The following is a 15,174-nucleotide window of genomic DNA, read 5'->3' as shown; positions in this document are numbered from 1 at the left end:
CTCTCATACCCTTTTGGCACTTGAGCATAAGAAAACAACCACACAGGAGCATTCTTACCCTTGTATGGTCGTTATTTCTTTTGTCACCGCTTGAAGACGTCACTCAAGAACTTTTTTTCTTAAAATCCCTAAGTGAAGGCTTTCTTCGGAGAGTTTTTTTTATATTTTATGGCTCTGAATAGTTATTATGTTAAGATCTGAGTTCCACACCCAGTTTGTTGTTGAGGTTCTTCAGGATCTTCTTCACATAGCCATCCACTGCCTCTGTGGTGAATTCTTCCTCCTTCGGAGCAAAGGTTACAGTGAATGCCATGGACTTCTTCTCAGGACCTACCTGTAATCCCTCGTAGACATCGAAGAGTTCCACGGACTCTACAAAGCTGCTGGCTTCTGCGATTGCCTTCTCTACCTCGCCGCAGGTAACGGATTTGTTCATTACCAGTGCCAGGTCTCTGGTCTCCTTCGCGAACTTGGAGATAGGCGCAAAGGTGGGAACCTTGCCGTATACGGGACGCAGGGCTTTCAGATCGATCTCTGCGATGTATGCGGATTCACGCATATCTTCTTCCTTCTGGATCTCGTAGGTCAGCTGACCTAAGTAGCCGATCTCTTCGCCGTTGTACAGGATCTTTGCGGTACGATAAGGATGCAGGAAGGTCTTTTTGTCCTCTACATATTCGAAATCAATGAACAGCGTCTCTGCTACCGTGTCTACCAGACCTTTCAGAGTGAAGAAATTCTCTTCCTTACCCCAGATACCGATGCAGATAGTCTCTCTCTCATCGGGATACTCGGTCAGAGGCAGATCCTTAGGGATGAATTTATTGCCGATCTCGTATACTCTGCCTTCCAGGCAGCCGTTCTTCTGGTTACGGCCGATCGCGTGGATCATCTGGGGAGCCAGAGTGGTACGCATCAGGGACAGATCCTCGTTGATCGGGTTGATCAGACGGATCGCATGTCTCTCCGGTGCATCCTCGGGCAGGCCTAACAGGTTCAGATCGGAAGGAGAGAAGAAGGAGTAATGTACGCCCTCAAATGCGCCCTGTGCACACAGTGCTCTCTTGATCTTAAGCTCGGTCTTCTGCTTCGTATTCATACCACCGCTGGTTACGGCTGCTGCCGCGAGAAAAGTCGGGGTTACATGGTCGTAACCGTACATACGGATGACTTCCTCTGCGATATCGGGATAGGATTCCATATCTTCACGGTATGCAGGTACCTGAATGGTCAGCTCGTCGCCGTTAATGACAGGCTGGAAATTCAGGGACTTTAAGATTCTCTCGATGTCAGCGGTAGGTACTTCAATACCCAGTACGCCGTTTACCTTCTTGATGCTTGCCTTCATCTCGGTAGGCTCGATGGAGTTGCCGGTGTTTGCCTCTACGTGGGTAGAGGATACTTTACCACAACCCAGCTCCTCGATCAGATGCAGTGCTCTCTTGCTTGCCATAACGGTAGCATACTCATCCACGCCCTTGGCATATCTCTGGGAGGAATCGGAAGACTGTCCCAGTGCTCTGGAGCTCTTACGGATATTGTCTCTTGCAAATTTTGCGGACTCGAAGATAACAGCCTCTGTCGTATCGCGGATCTCGGAATTTAAACCGCCCATGATACCTGCTAAAGCTACGGGCTTTACGCCATCGCAGATAACGAGGTTGTTTTCGTTTAATTCAAACTCTTTTTCATCCAAAGTCACAATCTTCTCTTTGTCATGGGCACGTCTTACATGAATGGCATTGCCTTCAATGTAAGAAGAGTCAAATGCGTGCATAGGCTGACCCAGCTCTTTTAAGATGTAGTTCGTGATATCTACCACGTTGGAGATAGATCCGATGCCTACCAGTGCCAGACGTCTCTTCATCCATGCGGGGGATCCGCCGATTTTCACATCAGTTACATAGTGTGCGATATATCTGGGGCACAGATCCGGAGCATCCACAGTTACGGTGAAACCGTCCTTGGTAACGCCGCTCTCGGTGTAATCCAGTGCCGGAGTCTTCACGGGTTTGTTCAGGATCGCTGCTACTTCTCTGGCAATACCGAAGATGCTCTCGCAGTCCGGTCTGTTGGCGGTAATGGCAATGTCAAAGATCCAGTCATCCAACTGTAACAGAGGCTTTACATCTGCACCGATCTCGGCATCCTCCGGCAGTACCAGCAGTCCGTTGTAGCCTGCACCGGGGTACAGATCCTCAGTCAGTCCCAGCTCGGTACCGGAACACAGCATACCGCAGGACTCATAGCCGCGCAGCTTGCCTTTTTTGATCTTCATGGTGCCTTCGATGGTCACATGATCTTTTGCGGTAGCGTATACCTGCGCACCTTCCAGTGCTACGGGGTATTTGCCGCCTGCATGTACGTTGTCCGCACCACAGCAGATCTGCAGGGGCTCTGCGCCGCCTACATTTACCTTACATACATGTAAGTGGGTCTCAGGGATGGGCTCACACTCTTCTACCAGTCCGACTACCACGCCGCTGATGTCCTTACCTACTTCATAGGATTCCTCTACCTCAAAACCGCAGGAGAACAGCTTCTCTTCCAGTTCTTTGGCTTCTACATCTATATCCACATATTCTTTTAACCAACTAAGTGGTACTAACATATCTTTTACCTCCTTCGATGCCGTCTTGTGCGACATCCTCTCGTAATGTTCCTTGCATCGTTACTGTTTTAAAATCATATTCCTGTGATCTTAGTCATCATTGATCTGATCCAGTACACGCATATCAGATTGATATAACAGTTTGATATTGTTAATACCGTACTTTAACATTGCCAGACGCTCAATACCGATACCGAATGCCAGTCCGCTGTACTCCTCGGAGTCAATGCCGCAGTTCTCCAGCACTTTCTTATTTACAATACCTGCACCCAGTACTTCGATCCAGCCGGTACCCTTGCACAGACGGCAGCCGCAGCCACCGCAGGCGAAGCAGCTGACATCAACCTCTACGGAAGGCTCGGTGAACGGGAAGTAAGAAGGACGCAGTCTCGTGGTGGTACCTTCACCGAAGATCTTCTGTACCAGTACTTCCAGCATACCCTTCAGGTCACACAGAGTGATGGTCTTGTCCACTACGAGACCTTCCATCTGGGTAAACATCGGAGAATGGGTCGCATCATCATCGGAACGGAATACTTTACCGGGGCTTAAGATCTTAATGGGAGGCTTCTGATTCTCCATCACGTGAACCTGACCTGCGGAGGTCTGGGTTCTAAGCAGGAATTCCGGAGACAGGTAGAAGGTATCCTGCATGTCTCTTGCGGGGTGATCCTGCGGGGTATTCAGTGCGGTAAAGTTGTAATAATCGGTCTCGATCTCGGTACCTTCATATACGCTGAAGCCCATGGACGCGAAGATATCGATCAACTGGTTACGCACCTGGGTTACGGGATGCAGATTACCGGTCTTGCGGCTCTTTGCCGGCATGGAGATATCGATCTTCTCACTCTCGTAGCGCAGCTCCATCTCTTTTTCTTTTAACTTCGTGTTCAGCTCATCGAAATGCTCGCTTGCCCAGTTCTTCAGTTCGTTGACCTTCTTACCGAAGTCAGCCTTCTCTTCCTTGGGCACGGAACCCATCTGCTTCATCAGTCCGCCGATAATACCGTTCTTGTCGAGAATGGTTTTTTTGTACTCGTAGACGCCTTTGGTGTTCTCGATCTTCTCCAGCTGTTCCCGGATGTCGGCTTTGATCTGTTCGACTTTTTCATTCAATTCGTTTAAATCTGCCATCTTACTCCTCATTTCTGTGTGAATGCTTCACACGTATTTTTACTTGTGCCTGGGGAAATTTATATACAAGAAAACCGCGCATACAAATTCACCCCATTGGGACGAATTTATATCCGCGGTACCACCCAAATTCCTTATGTGAAAAATGAAAATTATTTTTACATTCACGATAAGACTCTTAACTCACGTAACGAGTGAGGAAACGTCATACCCTACCAAATTCATGCTCTCTGCTCTCGAATTCTTCCGGTATGCGGCTCGCGTGGGAATTTCGATTCTGCTTGAACCTCAGGAAGCTTTTCAGCCGGTGGGCTTCCCTCTCTGTCAGGAAAATAGAATCTTACTGTGCACGTTCATTGCCTTTACCTTGATATGATAATACCGAAATAGCGGAAATGTCAAGGTCTTTTAGTTTATTGTGCCATCACCATTTCCAATAGATCCGGAATATCATTTTTCAATGTTTCATAAACTACCTTCAAATCTACATTACCATAATCATGTACGATTCGATTTCTCATTCCGTACATTGCATTCCATGGAATCATCCTTCTTTTCTGTTTATATTCCTCCGTCAGTTTTCTGGAATTTTCAGATATTTGTATCATACGAAACAACATAGAATCCAATAAGATTTCATTTGCATTTAGTTCTTCTATATCCACATTTTTCATATGTTTGACTATAAATTCCAGATCCTGTTGGATCTTCTGGATATAATAGTTGTCAGTTTTAATATTATCCATATATCTTTATCCCATCTTTTAAGATCTCTTTTGTCAGTTCCGGATTATCCATCAATTGTTCCATATTGAGAACATCCACTTTTTTATGCAATGCTGCCCTTATCTCTTCCACTAAGCCGTAAAATTTCAATCCGCTTACCCCCGTTGAAATTAGCAGATCTACATCACTCTCAGGTGTTGCCTTGCCTTTTGCATAGGACCCAAACAGATAGCAGAATTCTATTTCATATCCTTCAAACACACTTTGACATTTCTGTCTGATATAATCTACATCTACTATCCCATGATTTTCGTCGATCGGATTTATTTCCGCCAACTTTTCAAAGATATAATTATATTTCAAGGTTCCTATTTTCTCTTCATCATTTTCGTACGATTTATAAGATCGCAGGGAAATCCCCATCAAATCTGCCACTTGTTGTTGTGTAAGCTTTTTTTCAATTCTCAGACTTTTTAGTTTGCTCATTTTGCACCTCTATATACAGAATAATGCAAGAATTGCACTATGTCAATATAGCAGATGCAATTCTTGCATTATAGTATACTCCTATTGGTTCATTTTCATGCATTAGCCATCCTATTTTCCCCCAGAAAATTTCATCCTCCCGCATCAGAAGAACATAGGCTGCCCCCACTGTGGGGATGCCGTCTGTAAACCCAACCCGCGCCCATCCCGCATATTCCGGTTTCCAGACATAAATATCATATCCACTCCGCCGGATTCCTCTGGAATCTGTTGCATCTCCGGGGATAAGCCAACCCACAAGTTCACAATACCTTCCGTCCTTGTCTTCTTTCATTTTCTATGATATATAACGAATCTGTGGGATATTTTTCGGAAAAGACGTCAAAAAAGGATCTGACATTTCTGTCAGATCCCTTTCAACAGTTAATTTTGCCTGGTATCCCAGTTTCTTCCTTCCATACCATGTACTTCTGATCTGTTCCCCGAACTGTCCGTATGATAATGGTCATGCTTATCCCAGTAACTGTTTTCCGAGGAATAATCCTCAATATGATTGGGGTAAACATCGATCTTTGCATCATACTCACCGGTTTCGGGTTTTCCGTTACACTGTCGTTCCAATAAGCCATAATTCCTTCCTCCTTGTCATTCGGTTATATTGTGAATTGCTTCTGTTATATATAACGAATGGGATAAGGAAATTTCTGTCTTATCCGTTCTCCTTGATCTCCAGCATCAAAAGTTCCATGGTCAGGTCAAAATTGACATTGGCATCTAATCGTCTCTTCGCCTTGTCCAGGGCTTCGATGACTTCCTCGATTCCCTCATAACTGCTGCGCTGTGCCACACGGCGGATGGCACTGATCTCCTCCCGGAATACGAGATGGTTCACATCACTGGTCGCTTTGAACAGGAGCACATCCCGGTACCAGATCGCGATGAGATCCAGGTAATCATTGATCTGCAGCTTATATTCCGTGATCTTCTTGATTGCTGCGGTGATCTCGCTCAGGTCCATATCCTGGATATATTTTAACAATGACAATGCTTCATTCTTAATGTTATCGAAGTCCTCACTGGACGCCAGGGATTTCGCCTTGCCGATATTACCTCTGGCAAATGCCACACAGACCTCCGCTTTATAATCCGGCACCTGCAACTGATGCATGAGATAATTACGCACCAGTTCATCGGCTACCGGCTTCATGTTCAGTACCACACAACGGCTGAGGATCGTCGGCAGCAGAGAATTCACGTTAGAAGTCAACAGCATGATCACTGCATACTCGGGCGGCTCCTCCAGCGTTTTCAGGATTGCATTCTGCGCCTGGGGCGTCATCTTCTCTGCCTCGTTCATAATATAGATCTTATAGGGACTGCTGTATGGCTTGATGGCGATATCATTGTTGATCTGCGCACGAATATCGTCTACGCTGATGGTATTCGGCTTCTCATGGCTGACATAGATAATATCCGGCTGATTGTCCGACAACGCCTGCTTACAGGAATGACATTCCTGACAGGGCTCCGTGCCGCCTTTTTCACACTGTAATGTCATGGCGAATACTCTGGCAATAAATTCCTTGCCGGAAGATTTTTCGCCGTTAATAATATATGCATGGGAAATCTTCCTCGCCGAAATGGCGTTCTGTAAATGCTCCTTGATCTGTTCCTGACCGATGATGTCATGAAATGTTGCCAATAGTATTCCCCCTGTCCGTATCTTATGCTATGTCTGTACACTGCTTATGATCTGCTTCTATCGTACTTCCTTCTATCCTTTAGCGCAAATAAAATTTTACATGATCAAGTAAAAATATCCAATAACAATCCCCGGATCTCTCCGATCTTATTCAGGATCGCCAGATTGTCTTTTTCATCCTTCATCAATTCCTGTGCCAGCTGATCCAGGTTCTCATCCACCAGCCGGATAATGCCGTATACCCGGTGCCGTCCTCGTCGGTCCAGAAAATTTTCCCTGGAAAAAGAATGCGATCTCGTCACTACTTCATTGAGAAATTCCTTGACCAGTCCACGGTAATGCCGCATATCCTTCACATCCCGTTTCTTCGCCAGTTTTTCTCCCTCTGTCGTGATCTCCGCCATGAGGTTCGTCAGTCTCTCCTGCAGTTCTGCTTCTTCCACATGGCTCGCCAGCATGAACTTGAAGCTGCCATCCGTGGGCGTGGTGTTCTGTACCTGCTCCACCGGAGCCGGCTGCTGTATCTGATTGACTCTCATTTCCATACGCCCACCTCTTTTCTTCTTAATCCCATCTGATATTCCCTGTCGTCCTGCCTACAGGTTCCATACGGTGGAATTTCTTCTCTGTTATTGTCCGTTTTCTAACATTATTTCGGCGATATACCGGCTTCTTTTAAGTGTTTTGTAATAGCTTTCAGACATTTCGTCAGATCTGTATTCTCGAATCTGTCCCGGATGCCTGCTGCCGCCAGCTTTTCTTCCGAAAAATCTGCACTGTCCGCCAGGAATCTCCGGCACATTTCCTCATATTTCGGTTTCTCCTGTCCAAGTTCCCTGTCCAGTGCCCGCTGTAAGCGCACGCCATCATCCAGCTCGATATAAACCGGCAGAATCGCCTCCTCACCAAAATAAGCAATCATTTTAGTATAAGCTTCCAGCGTTCCGATCATGAGATAGTTCTGTTCTGCCAGATCGATCTGTCCGTCATCCACTGTAAAATACCGCCAGATGCCATAGACCGTATCATACGCTCTGTCTTCAATGACTTTCCCCTGATTCTTCAATGCCTGAAAACCGGCTTCATCCGTGAAAAAATATTCCACACCGTTCTCTTCTCCTGCACGGATCGGTCGTGTCGTATAAGGCACGATGGTCCTCAGATCCATCGTGCCCTCTTTCATCAGTTCTTTAAATATGGTGTCTTTTCCGGAGGAACTTTTCCCCATGAGATATACTATTTTTCCCATACTCTCTCATTTCCGTTGTTTTATTCTCATGGCATTTGCATACCTTTTTATGATAGATTGATAACACGATCCTTTATTCCACTTCTACCACATGGATCATATCGGTCTTACCTACCACACCCAGGGGTACACCTGCGGTAATGACAACTGTGTCACCGGTCTTCACCAGACCTGCCTGCTTTGCCTTGAATACCGCTTCCTCGAACAGAGCATCCGTGGTCCGCTCCTTCTGGATCATGACAGGTTTTACACCCCACAGCAGATTTAACTGGCGGTATACCTTCTCATCCAATGTACAGCCGATGATCTGGCATCCGGGCTTATAACGTGCGATCATATTCGCGGTAAATCCGGACATGGTTACGGTGATGATGGCTGCTGCATTCAGATCGGAAGCCACACTGCAGGTCGCATAGGAGATTGCCGTAGTAATATCGGGAGTTTCCTGTCTGTCTTCCTTAACTTTCTGCATTCTTCCGCGGTAGTCAATATCCTGCTCCGCTCTCTCTGCGATACGGCTCATGGTCTTAACTGCCTCTACGGGGTACAGACCGGCTGCACTCTCGCCGGACAGCATGATGGCTGTCGTTCCATCATAAATGGCATTTGCAATATCCGTTGCCTCAGCTCTGGTAGGACGGGGATTCTTGATCATGGATTCCAGCATCTGGGTCGCAGTGATTACATGCTTGCCCTGTGCCACTGCCATCTTGATCATCTTCTTCTGCAGAATAGGTACTTCTTCCAGAGGGATTTCGACACCCATGTCACCACGTGCTACCATGATACCGTCTGCCACGTTAATGATCTCTTCCAGATTCTGGATACCCTGCATGTTCTCAATCTTGGCAATAATCTTGATCTTGCTGCCTCTGTCCTCTACGATCTTGCGCACTTCCTGAATATCTTCCTTGGTTCTGACAAAGGACGCTGCGATAAAGTCAAATCCGTGCTCTACACCAAACACAATATCTGCCAGATCCACCTCACTGATATACGGCATGGACAGAATTGCTCCGGGCACATTCACGCCCTTATGGTTGGATACAAAACCACCGTTGATTACTCTGCAGACGATCTCTTCACCTCTGATCTCTTCTACCGTCATCTCGATCAGACCGTCATCAATGAGGATCGTTGTACCGACTTTGATATCGTTTTTCAGATTCTTATAGGAAATCGTAGCTTTCTGGGCGGTTCCCATAATTTCTTCCGTGGTCAGAATGAACTGCTGTCCGGATACCAGCTCTACCTTACCGCCTTCAAAATCTCTCAGACGGATCTCAGGTCCCTTGGTATCTAACAGAGTTGCTACCGGCAATCCCAGTTCCTTACGTACTTTCAGTACTCTGTTGTATTTTACCAGCTGCTCCTTATGGCTTCCGTGGGAAAAGTTGAATCGTGCCACATTCATTCCGGCAAGCATTAACTCTCTTAATTTCTCCTCACTCTCACTGGCGGGACCGATGGTACAGATAATTTTGGTTTTTCTCATACAAGCTAAATCCTTTCTGCTGTTAAAATTATTCATTTTTTACTACGGTAATGCGATACCCGGCATCTTTTATCACTCCCTGAACATTCAGGTCTTCTTTCAGGTATTCCGCAAGCTGTCTGCAATGCGTCTCCTCGATCTGCTCTCCCGGTACCAGCACAGGAATCCCGGGTGGATACAGATTCACAAAATCTCCTGCGGTTCTTCCCGCTGCCTGTGACAACAGAATTTCTTCTTTTTCGGCATCCCAAGCCTGGGCAATGGACATCCGCACTTCAGGATGCAGCTGATAGAGAGAGATTTCCTCCTCTTCGCTACCGTCCTGCTTCTGTCTGCTCTGCCATTTTCCCGCAGTGATATCGCAGTCGATTGCAAGCAGCGCATCTGTCATTCTCCGATACGCTTCTTCCCCGTCTCCTATGGTGAACATCGCAAGACAATATCCCGGTGCTGCCATCTCCAGCTGCAGATGATATTTCTTTAATAGAATATCATAAATCTGCTGTCCTGACAAACCTGCCTTTGCAGATACTATGATCAGTTTTCCGATATCCTGTCTGGCATCCAGCGGTAAAAAGCTTAAATTTCTGCATTCTGACAGTTCTGTCAGCATCCTCAGATAATTTATCTGGAATTTTGCAAACAGATAGCCTCCCTGCTCCTTTACTACCTGCAGTGCATTGTCAATTCCTGCCATCAATACATAGGATGGGCTGCTGGACTGGTAAATATGCAAAAATCTGCGCAGGCGGTCTCTGTCGATCCGATTGCCGTTCACATGGAGCAACGCACTCTGAGTAAGTGCCGGCAAAGTCTTATGCACACTGTGAATGACCAGATCCGCTCCGCACTGACAGCTGTTCTTTGCAAGTCCTTCTGCCAGTCCCAGATGCGCTCCGTGCGCTTCATCCACGATCAGAGGAATCCCCCTGCTATGTACGATCTGCGCTATCTTCTCTATATCCGCAATTCTGCCTTCATACGTCGGTGACACCAGAAATACTGCATCCGGAACGGGTTCCTTCGCCAGTGCTTCCGCGATCTGTTCCGGAGTTATCGCATCATAAATATCATACTCCTGCATCATTTCCGGATACAGATAAGATATTGTTAAATTTCTCAGGTATGCTGCATGATACGCTGACTTATGCCCGCCTCTGGTCATAAGGAGCCGTCCGCCCTTCGGAACCGCTGCGCTGATAGCCGCCAACACACCGCAGGTACTGCCGTTTACCAGATAAAAACTTTCCTCCGCACCATACAGTCTGGCAGCTTCTTCCTGTAATCTTAGCAGGATCTCTTCCGGGGCATGCAGATTATCAAATCCATCAATCTCCGTGATATCTATATTCATGATCTCCTGCGGTAATTCACCACAGACCTGCCTCTTATGTCCCGGCATATGATAGGGGTATTCATCCGTTTCGCTATATGCCTTCAGTCTCCGGTACAGCTCGCCCACTTATTATTCTCCCGTCCGGGGAATCCTTCCCCGTTTATTTTTTCTGTTCTTCTCTCGTCTCCCGAAGCTTCTCGATCAACGCTCCGTGACCCTTATGTACATGAAAAGTCTCCATGAGAGAGCACCATTTATCTGCCATAGTAACGATCCATGCCTCTCTGCACATAGGCATCGCCGAAATTGTCAAGGGCCACATATGCTTTTTTATAATGTCTCTCTCTCTGGGTGTCAGCTGATATTCCTGCTGCGCATTCTTAAGTGCTCTGCCGGGATGATAGAATCCATGAAGCTTATGTGGGCTGACATAATCCTGCGTATGCCAGTCGTACAGGAAATAATCATGCAGTAATGCTCCGCGGATCAGCTCTTTCTTCTCACAGGGAATATGCAGTTTCTCACTGATGGCAAGACTGTATTTTGCCACGTTCATACTGTGATCATTCACGGTCATATTTCCATGCTGCACATGAGACCTGGTAGATCTGAAGTTCTTAGAACGCAGAATATCCGGTGCTGCAGCCCGGATTTCCTGTCTAAGTTCACGTTCTCTCTCAAATTTTTCTTTCCATTTTCTTATTTTCTTTGCCGAACGTTGTTTCATAGGGTCGCCTTCCTTCCAATTTTCCCCTCTTCAGTAAAGAATTAGTAATAATAGCATACTACCGGGAAGCCGGTGGATACATACTCATAGATAGATGCTGCCATGTGTAAAGGCAGATTGATACAACCGTGAGAACCGGATGTCAGATAAATGGTTCCTCCGAAAGCTCTCCGCCATGTTGCATCATGCATGCCAATATTACCGTTAAACGGCATCCAGTAATTAACCGGTGTTTCATAATTCGCACCACGCAATATTGCATTTCTGGTCTTATAGGTCAGGCCGAATACTCCGGGCGGTGTCACGCAGTCAGCTTTACTCATATTGCCGGATACAAAATCTGTCTCCAGAACAATATCTCCATCCTTGAACAGATACAGATGCTGATTCGTCAGATCGATCTCGACATAAGAATTCCCGATATCATTGCTTCCTTTTTGGGCACCTTTGCTGATGTATACCGGTTCCTTATCCACAGTCTCACCGTTTTGAATGGCTTTTATCAATGCTTTGATCTCTTCCTCACGGTCTGTCTTCCAGCCGTATGCACCGCTTGGCAGGTTCAGTTCAATGCCCTGTACTGTGGTAAATTTTCTCTTTTTTCCATAAGTATCGTACTCTTTTGCCTGCTCCGATACAAACTCGGCAATAGCTTTCTCATCCAATTGCGGATCCTTGTCATCCGCCTGGATCCATTCGTGAATTGCATCTCCGTCTACAACGACCTTATTGCCGTTCCAGTCATAGGTAATCTGCGCGCTGACCCACTTATTCATGGTATCGCAGGCTTTTACCAGTGCGGTGTCCTCTGCCGTTACCTTTGCGGTCGCATAACATCCCTGCTCTTCCAGATCTACCGAAGTATCTCCCGCCATAATCGCTGCGGATATCACATCCTCTACCTGGTTCATATCCAGTGTCGATCCCAGTGTCTCCGGAACAATCTCATAGCTCTTCGTTTTTTCGGAATACTCACTGATATAGGCATCTTCCGGCTGAATCATATTTTTCTTCTGTAAAGCAGGCATCTGGGCCAGTTGTTCCTGCAATTTATCTGCATCGTAGGCTACTCCCTGGACCATATCATAATTCTGTGTGCTCCACAGCATCTCGATCCACAGGAATTCATTCTGTATGTTCAAAAGCTCCTGTGCTGCTCCCTGAGTGTCCACCCAGTTCATTCCGATCTCCGGTGCTGTCACCGTTCCGATCTCTTCCTGTACGCCATTCTCATCTCTTCCGAATATCTGCAGGCTGTACTGCTGGGACTGGCTATCCATGATCGCTGCCACTTCGACTGCTGTCAGATTACTGCAATCCGTATCGTTTACTGATGTCTGATACAGGAAATGGGAGTGATAGTAAAAAGCTACAACTCCGTAAGCTAGCAGGAGTACTACTAAGATTCCAAGTCCGATCCAGAGACCTTTCTTACTTTTTTTCGGTTTGTCGTTGGTCTCTTCTTTAGTTTCTTCTTTTACTTCCGGTTTTGTTTCTTCTTTTATCGCTTCTTTTGTTGTTTCTTTTGTTTCTTTTGTTTCTTTTGTTTCTTCCTTTGTTATTTCTTTTATTTCCTCTTTATTTTCCTTCTTTGTTTCTTCGGTTACATCTTTGTTTTCGTTTTCCATTTTATCTTACGTTTCTCCCTCATATTATTCCTATTGCGCTCATTATAGCATTTAATTTTATAAAAAAATAGTGTGAAAAGAGCGAAAAATTGCCCTTTCACACTGATTTAGAATACTACTTGCACTAATATCATATAAAGTACAGTTCCTACCGCTATACTAAGTAAAGTGTTTCTCTTCCAAATATGAAGGCTTGCAACCACTGCAATGGATAACAGTTCCGGAATGCCATGATTCCCGACCATAAGATTAATACCTTTTACACAGTATACAACGAGAATGACCATAATTGCCGGCGGAAGTACTTTTCCCAGGTAGGTCACGGTCACCGGAACTTCTCTCTTCCCTCCGAACAGTACGAAGGGAATTGCCCGTATGAATAAAGTAACAATAGCTGCAACTGCTATGATTCCGATGGAATGTAACATTTTTTCTTAACTCCTAATAAAATAATCGCCGTAATCGTCAGTGCCGGCAGTAAAAAGGCATCCGCCCCCAATAAAATCAGACAAAATATTCCGACAGCGCCACCGATGACTGCCGGTTCATGTTCCTTCGTATCCATCCACTGATTGACTACGATGACCGTAAATAAAGCTGTCATGGAAAAATCAATTCCCGTCGTATTGATCGGCAGCATACTTCCTGCCAGGGCTCCCACACAACTTCCCAGAATCCAATAACACTGATCCAACAGAGATATGTAAAAGCTGACTCGCTTTTCACACATTCCCTCCGGAACTTTCAGATCACATAATAAGGAAAATGTCTCATCTGTAAGTGAGAAGATCATATAGGGGTAAGTTGCACCCATTTTTTTAAATTTCTCCACAAAAGAAAGTCCGTAAAACATGTGTCTGCCATTAACAAACAGGGTCATGATCAGCGTATACCACAGGCTTGCTCCGGCTGTAAGTAACGTAACCAAGACAAATTGCATGCTTCCCGCATATACAAACAGGCTGATAAAAAAGGCCCACCAGAATCCATATCCAGCATCATTTAGCATTAATCCAAAGGCAAATCCAAGGAAAATATATCCCAACATCACCGGAACGGACTGCACAATTGCATAACGCAATTCTTTTATCTTGTTTTCCATTAGTAAATCCAGTCTCTTTCGCAATTTCATTGTTCTCGACGAATTATTTTAGCATACCATGATTCGTCAGACAATAGGCTGATAAAGGTTCTATTTTTGCAATAGGCATTAAAAAAGATCAATATACATACAGTATATTGATCTTACTCAATGAGACACGGGGGATTCGAACCCCCGACAACTTGATTAAAAGTCAAGTGCTCTACCGACTGAGCTAGTATCCCATAAATTATTTTTGAATATTACAAATGCCCAGAACCGGAATCGAACCAGTGACACGAGGATTTTCAGTCCTCTGCTCTACCAACTGAGCTATCTGGGCATTTTAGATCTGAATTTACACTCAGATCTTAGTAGCGGGGACAGGATTTGAACCTATGACCTTCGGGTTATGAGCCCGACGAGCTTCCAGACTGCTCCACCCCGCGATATTATGTTGTATATGATATGTTCTCTTCTTCGAAAATATTCTCGAAAAAGAAAATGGATGGAGGTGGATTCGAACCACCGAAGCAATTTGCAGCAGATTTACAGTCTGTCCCCTTTGGCCACTCGGGAATCCATCCATATGGAATTGTATTCCATAAAGCCGATGATCGGACTCGAACCGATAACCTGCTGATTACAAATCAGCTGCTCTGCCAATTGAGCCACATCGGCGTATCACTTAAATAAAACCGTTTTCACAATAAATGGGGCCTATAGGGCTCGAACCTATGACCCTCTGCTTGTAAGGCAGATGCTCTCCCAGCTGAGCTAAGACCCCACAAGGATTAAACAATCCTTTAACGACCCAGATCGGACTCGAACCGACGACCTTCGCCGTGACAGGGCGACGCTCTAACCAACTGAGCCACTGGGCCATTCTTGAAGATAACAATTTGTACCTTCAAAACCGAACACTGAAACCTAATCTTTATATTCTAACTTACATCCTTTTTCCTATCCAAAACCTTTGGTCAAGCCCTCGACCGATTA

The 15,174-nt window shown here is 45.6% G+C and carries 15 protein-coding genes, 7 tRNA genes and 1 other annotated feature; all 22 genes read right to left on the bottom strand.

What is annotated here, in order from left to right; genetic code table 11:
* Window positions 1-190: 190 nt before the first annotated feature.
* The gene (gene pheT, locus ACTRDR_RS11095) at window positions 191-2,611 is read right to left on the bottom strand and encodes a phenylalanine--tRNA ligase subunit beta (RefSeq protein ID WP_440527551.1); all 2,421 of its coding nucleotides are present in this window, start codon (window positions 2,609-2,611) and stop codon (window positions 191-193) included.
* A 90-nt stretch (window positions 2,612-2,701) separates the two neighbouring features.
* Window positions 2,702-3,745, bottom strand: coding sequence for a phenylalanine--tRNA ligase subunit alpha (locus tag ACTRDR_RS11090; protein ID WP_347559370.1), 1,044 nt, complete (start codon window positions 3,743-3,745; stop codon window positions 2,702-2,704).
* 94 nt (window positions 3,746-3,839) lie between these two features.
* Window positions 3,840-4,111 (bottom strand) — a binding site (T-box leader).
* A 47-nt stretch (window positions 4,112-4,158) separates the two neighbouring features.
* Window positions 4,159-4,491 carry a HepT-like ribonuclease domain-containing protein gene (locus tag ACTRDR_RS11085; protein WP_178631384.1) on the bottom strand — a complete coding sequence of 111 codons (333 nt, stop codon included), beginning with the start codon at window positions 4,489-4,491 and terminating at the stop codon, window positions 4,159-4,161.
* Window positions 4,484-4,957, bottom strand: a complete 474-nt coding sequence (locus ACTRDR_RS11080; RefSeq protein ID WP_440527549.1) for a nucleotidyltransferase domain-containing protein — start codon at window positions 4,955-4,957, stop codon at window positions 4,484-4,486. Before ACTRDR_RS11080 ends, ACTRDR_RS11085 begins: the two co-directional genes overlap by 8 nt.
* Before the next feature lie 37 nt (window positions 4,958-4,994).
* The gene (locus ACTRDR_RS11075) at window positions 4,995-5,255 is read right to left on the bottom strand and encodes a hypothetical protein (RefSeq protein WP_440527547.1); all 261 of its coding nucleotides are present in this window, start codon (window positions 5,253-5,255) and stop codon (window positions 4,995-4,997) included.
* Window positions 5,256-5,380: 125 nt separating this feature from the next.
* The gene (locus ACTRDR_RS11070; RefSeq protein ID WP_440527545.1) at window positions 5,381-5,578 is read right to left on the bottom strand and encodes a hypothetical protein; all 198 of its coding nucleotides are present in this window, start codon (window positions 5,576-5,578) and stop codon (window positions 5,381-5,383) included.
* Between the two features lie 88 nt (window positions 5,579-5,666).
* On the bottom strand, window positions 5,667-6,659 hold the full coding sequence (locus ACTRDR_RS11065; RefSeq protein WP_440527544.1) for a DNA polymerase III subunit: 993 nt from the start codon (window positions 6,657-6,659) through the stop codon (window positions 5,667-5,669).
* Between the two features lie 104 nt (window positions 6,660-6,763).
* A complete protein-coding gene (locus tag ACTRDR_RS11060) occupies window positions 6,764-7,204 on the bottom strand; it encodes a YaaR family protein (protein ID WP_440527542.1) in 441 nt (146 codons plus the stop codon).
* A gap of 104 nt (window positions 7,205-7,308) precedes the next feature.
* Window positions 7,309-7,908, bottom strand: coding sequence for a guanylate kinase (locus ACTRDR_RS11055; RefSeq protein ID WP_440527540.1), 600 nt, complete (start codon window positions 7,906-7,908; stop codon window positions 7,309-7,311).
* 73 nt (window positions 7,909-7,981) lie between these two features.
* Window positions 7,982-9,403: a pyruvate kinase gene (pyk, locus tag ACTRDR_RS11050; RefSeq protein WP_022153112.1), complete on the bottom strand. Its 1,422-nt coding sequence runs from the start codon at window positions 9,401-9,403 to the stop codon at window positions 7,982-7,984.
* 28 nt (window positions 9,404-9,431) lie between these two features.
* A complete protein-coding gene (locus tag ACTRDR_RS11045; protein ID WP_440527538.1) occupies window positions 9,432-10,865 on the bottom strand; it encodes an aminotransferase class I/II-fold pyridoxal phosphate-dependent enzyme in 1,434 nt (477 codons plus the stop codon).
* Window positions 10,866-10,899: 34 nt separating this feature from the next.
* Window positions 10,900-11,466, bottom strand: a complete 567-nt coding sequence (locus ACTRDR_RS11040; RefSeq protein WP_176864797.1) for an HD domain-containing protein — start codon at window positions 11,464-11,466, stop codon at window positions 10,900-10,902.
* Window positions 11,467-11,507: 41 nt separating this feature from the next.
* On the bottom strand, window positions 11,508-13,094 hold the full coding sequence (locus ACTRDR_RS11035; protein ID WP_440527536.1) for a peptidoglycan binding domain-containing protein: 1,587 nt from the start codon (window positions 13,092-13,094) through the stop codon (window positions 11,508-11,510).
* A 107-nt stretch (window positions 13,095-13,201) separates the two neighbouring features.
* Window positions 13,202-13,522 (bottom strand): AzlD domain-containing protein, encoded by a 321-nt coding sequence (locus tag ACTRDR_RS11030; RefSeq protein ID WP_176864801.1) that lies wholly within the window; start codon window positions 13,520-13,522, stop codon window positions 13,202-13,204.
* Complete coding sequence (locus ACTRDR_RS11025) at window positions 13,498-14,196, bottom strand: AzlC family ABC transporter permease (RefSeq protein ID WP_440527534.1); 699 nt, start codon at window positions 14,194-14,196, stop codon at window positions 13,498-13,500. Before ACTRDR_RS11025 ends, ACTRDR_RS11030 begins: the two co-directional genes overlap by 25 nt.
* Before the next feature lie 151 nt (window positions 14,197-14,347).
* Window positions 14,348-14,420 (bottom strand) — tRNA-Lys (locus tag ACTRDR_RS11020).
* Between the two features lie 25 nt (window positions 14,421-14,445).
* Window positions 14,446-14,518: transfer RNA gene (locus tag ACTRDR_RS11015), tRNA-Phe, on the bottom strand.
* A gap of 32 nt (window positions 14,519-14,550) precedes the next feature.
* Window positions 14,551-14,624: transfer RNA gene (locus ACTRDR_RS11010), tRNA-Met, on the bottom strand.
* Window positions 14,625-14,680: 56 nt separating this feature from the next.
* Window positions 14,681-14,762, bottom strand: a tRNA-Tyr gene (locus tag ACTRDR_RS11005).
* Between the two features lie 21 nt (window positions 14,763-14,783).
* Window positions 14,784-14,856: transfer RNA gene (locus ACTRDR_RS11000), tRNA-Thr, on the bottom strand.
* Window positions 14,857-14,889: 33 nt separating this feature from the next.
* A tRNA-Val gene (locus tag ACTRDR_RS10995) sits at window positions 14,890-14,962 on the bottom strand.
* 23 nt (window positions 14,963-14,985) lie between these two features.
* A tRNA-Asp gene (locus ACTRDR_RS10990) sits at window positions 14,986-15,059 on the bottom strand.
* Between the last annotated feature and the right edge of the window lie 115 nt (window positions 15,060-15,174).

This window comes from Simiaoa sp. (assembly GCF_051972595.1).
GTDB lineage: Bacteria > Bacillota > Clostridia > Lachnospirales > Lachnospiraceae > Acetatifactor > Acetatifactor hominis.
The sequence above is the reverse complement of the archived record's forward strand: the minus strand, read 5'-3'. Positions and strand labels throughout refer to the sequence as shown.

Excerpts from the sequence above, each read along its gene's own strand:
- pheT (WP_440527551.1), bottom strand. The coding sequence starts at position 2,611 with ATGTTAGTACCACTTAGTTGGTTAAAAGAATATGTGGATATAGATGTA.
- ACTRDR_RS11090 (WP_347559370.1), bottom strand. The coding sequence starts at position 3,745 with ATGGCAGATTTAAACGAATTGAATGAAAAAGTCGAACAGATCAAAGCC.
- ACTRDR_RS11085 (WP_178631384.1), bottom strand. The coding sequence starts at position 4,491 with ATGGATAATATTAAAACTGACAACTATTATATCCAGAAGATCCAACAG.
- ACTRDR_RS11080 (WP_440527549.1), bottom strand. The coding sequence starts at position 4,957 with ATGAGCAAACTAAAAAGTCTGAGAATTGAAAAAAAGCTTACACAACAA.
- ACTRDR_RS11060 (WP_440527542.1), bottom strand. The coding sequence starts at position 7,204 with ATGGAAATGAGAGTCAATCAGATACAGCAGCCGGCTCCGGTGGAGCAG.
- ACTRDR_RS11055 (WP_440527540.1), bottom strand. The coding sequence starts at position 7,908 with ATGGGAAAAATAGTATATCTCATGGGGAAAAGTTCCTCCGGAAAAGAC.
- pyk (WP_022153112.1), bottom strand. The coding sequence starts at position 9,403 with ATGAGAAAAACCAAAATTATCTGTACCATCGGTCCCGCCAGTGAGAGT.
- ACTRDR_RS11040 (WP_176864797.1), bottom strand. The coding sequence starts at position 11,466 with ATGAAACAACGTTCGGCAAAGAAAATAAGAAAATGGAAAGAAAAATTT.
- ACTRDR_RS11035 (WP_440527536.1), bottom strand. The coding sequence starts at position 13,094 with ATGGAAAACGAAAACAAAGATGTAACCGAAGAAACAAAGAAGGAAAAT.
- ACTRDR_RS11030 (WP_176864801.1), bottom strand. The coding sequence starts at position 13,522 with ATGTTACATTCCATCGGAATCATAGCAGTTGCAGCTATTGTTACTTTA.
- ACTRDR_RS11025 (WP_440527534.1), bottom strand. The coding sequence starts at position 14,196 with ATGGAAAACAAGATAAAAGAATTGCGTTATGCAATTGTGCAGTCCGTT.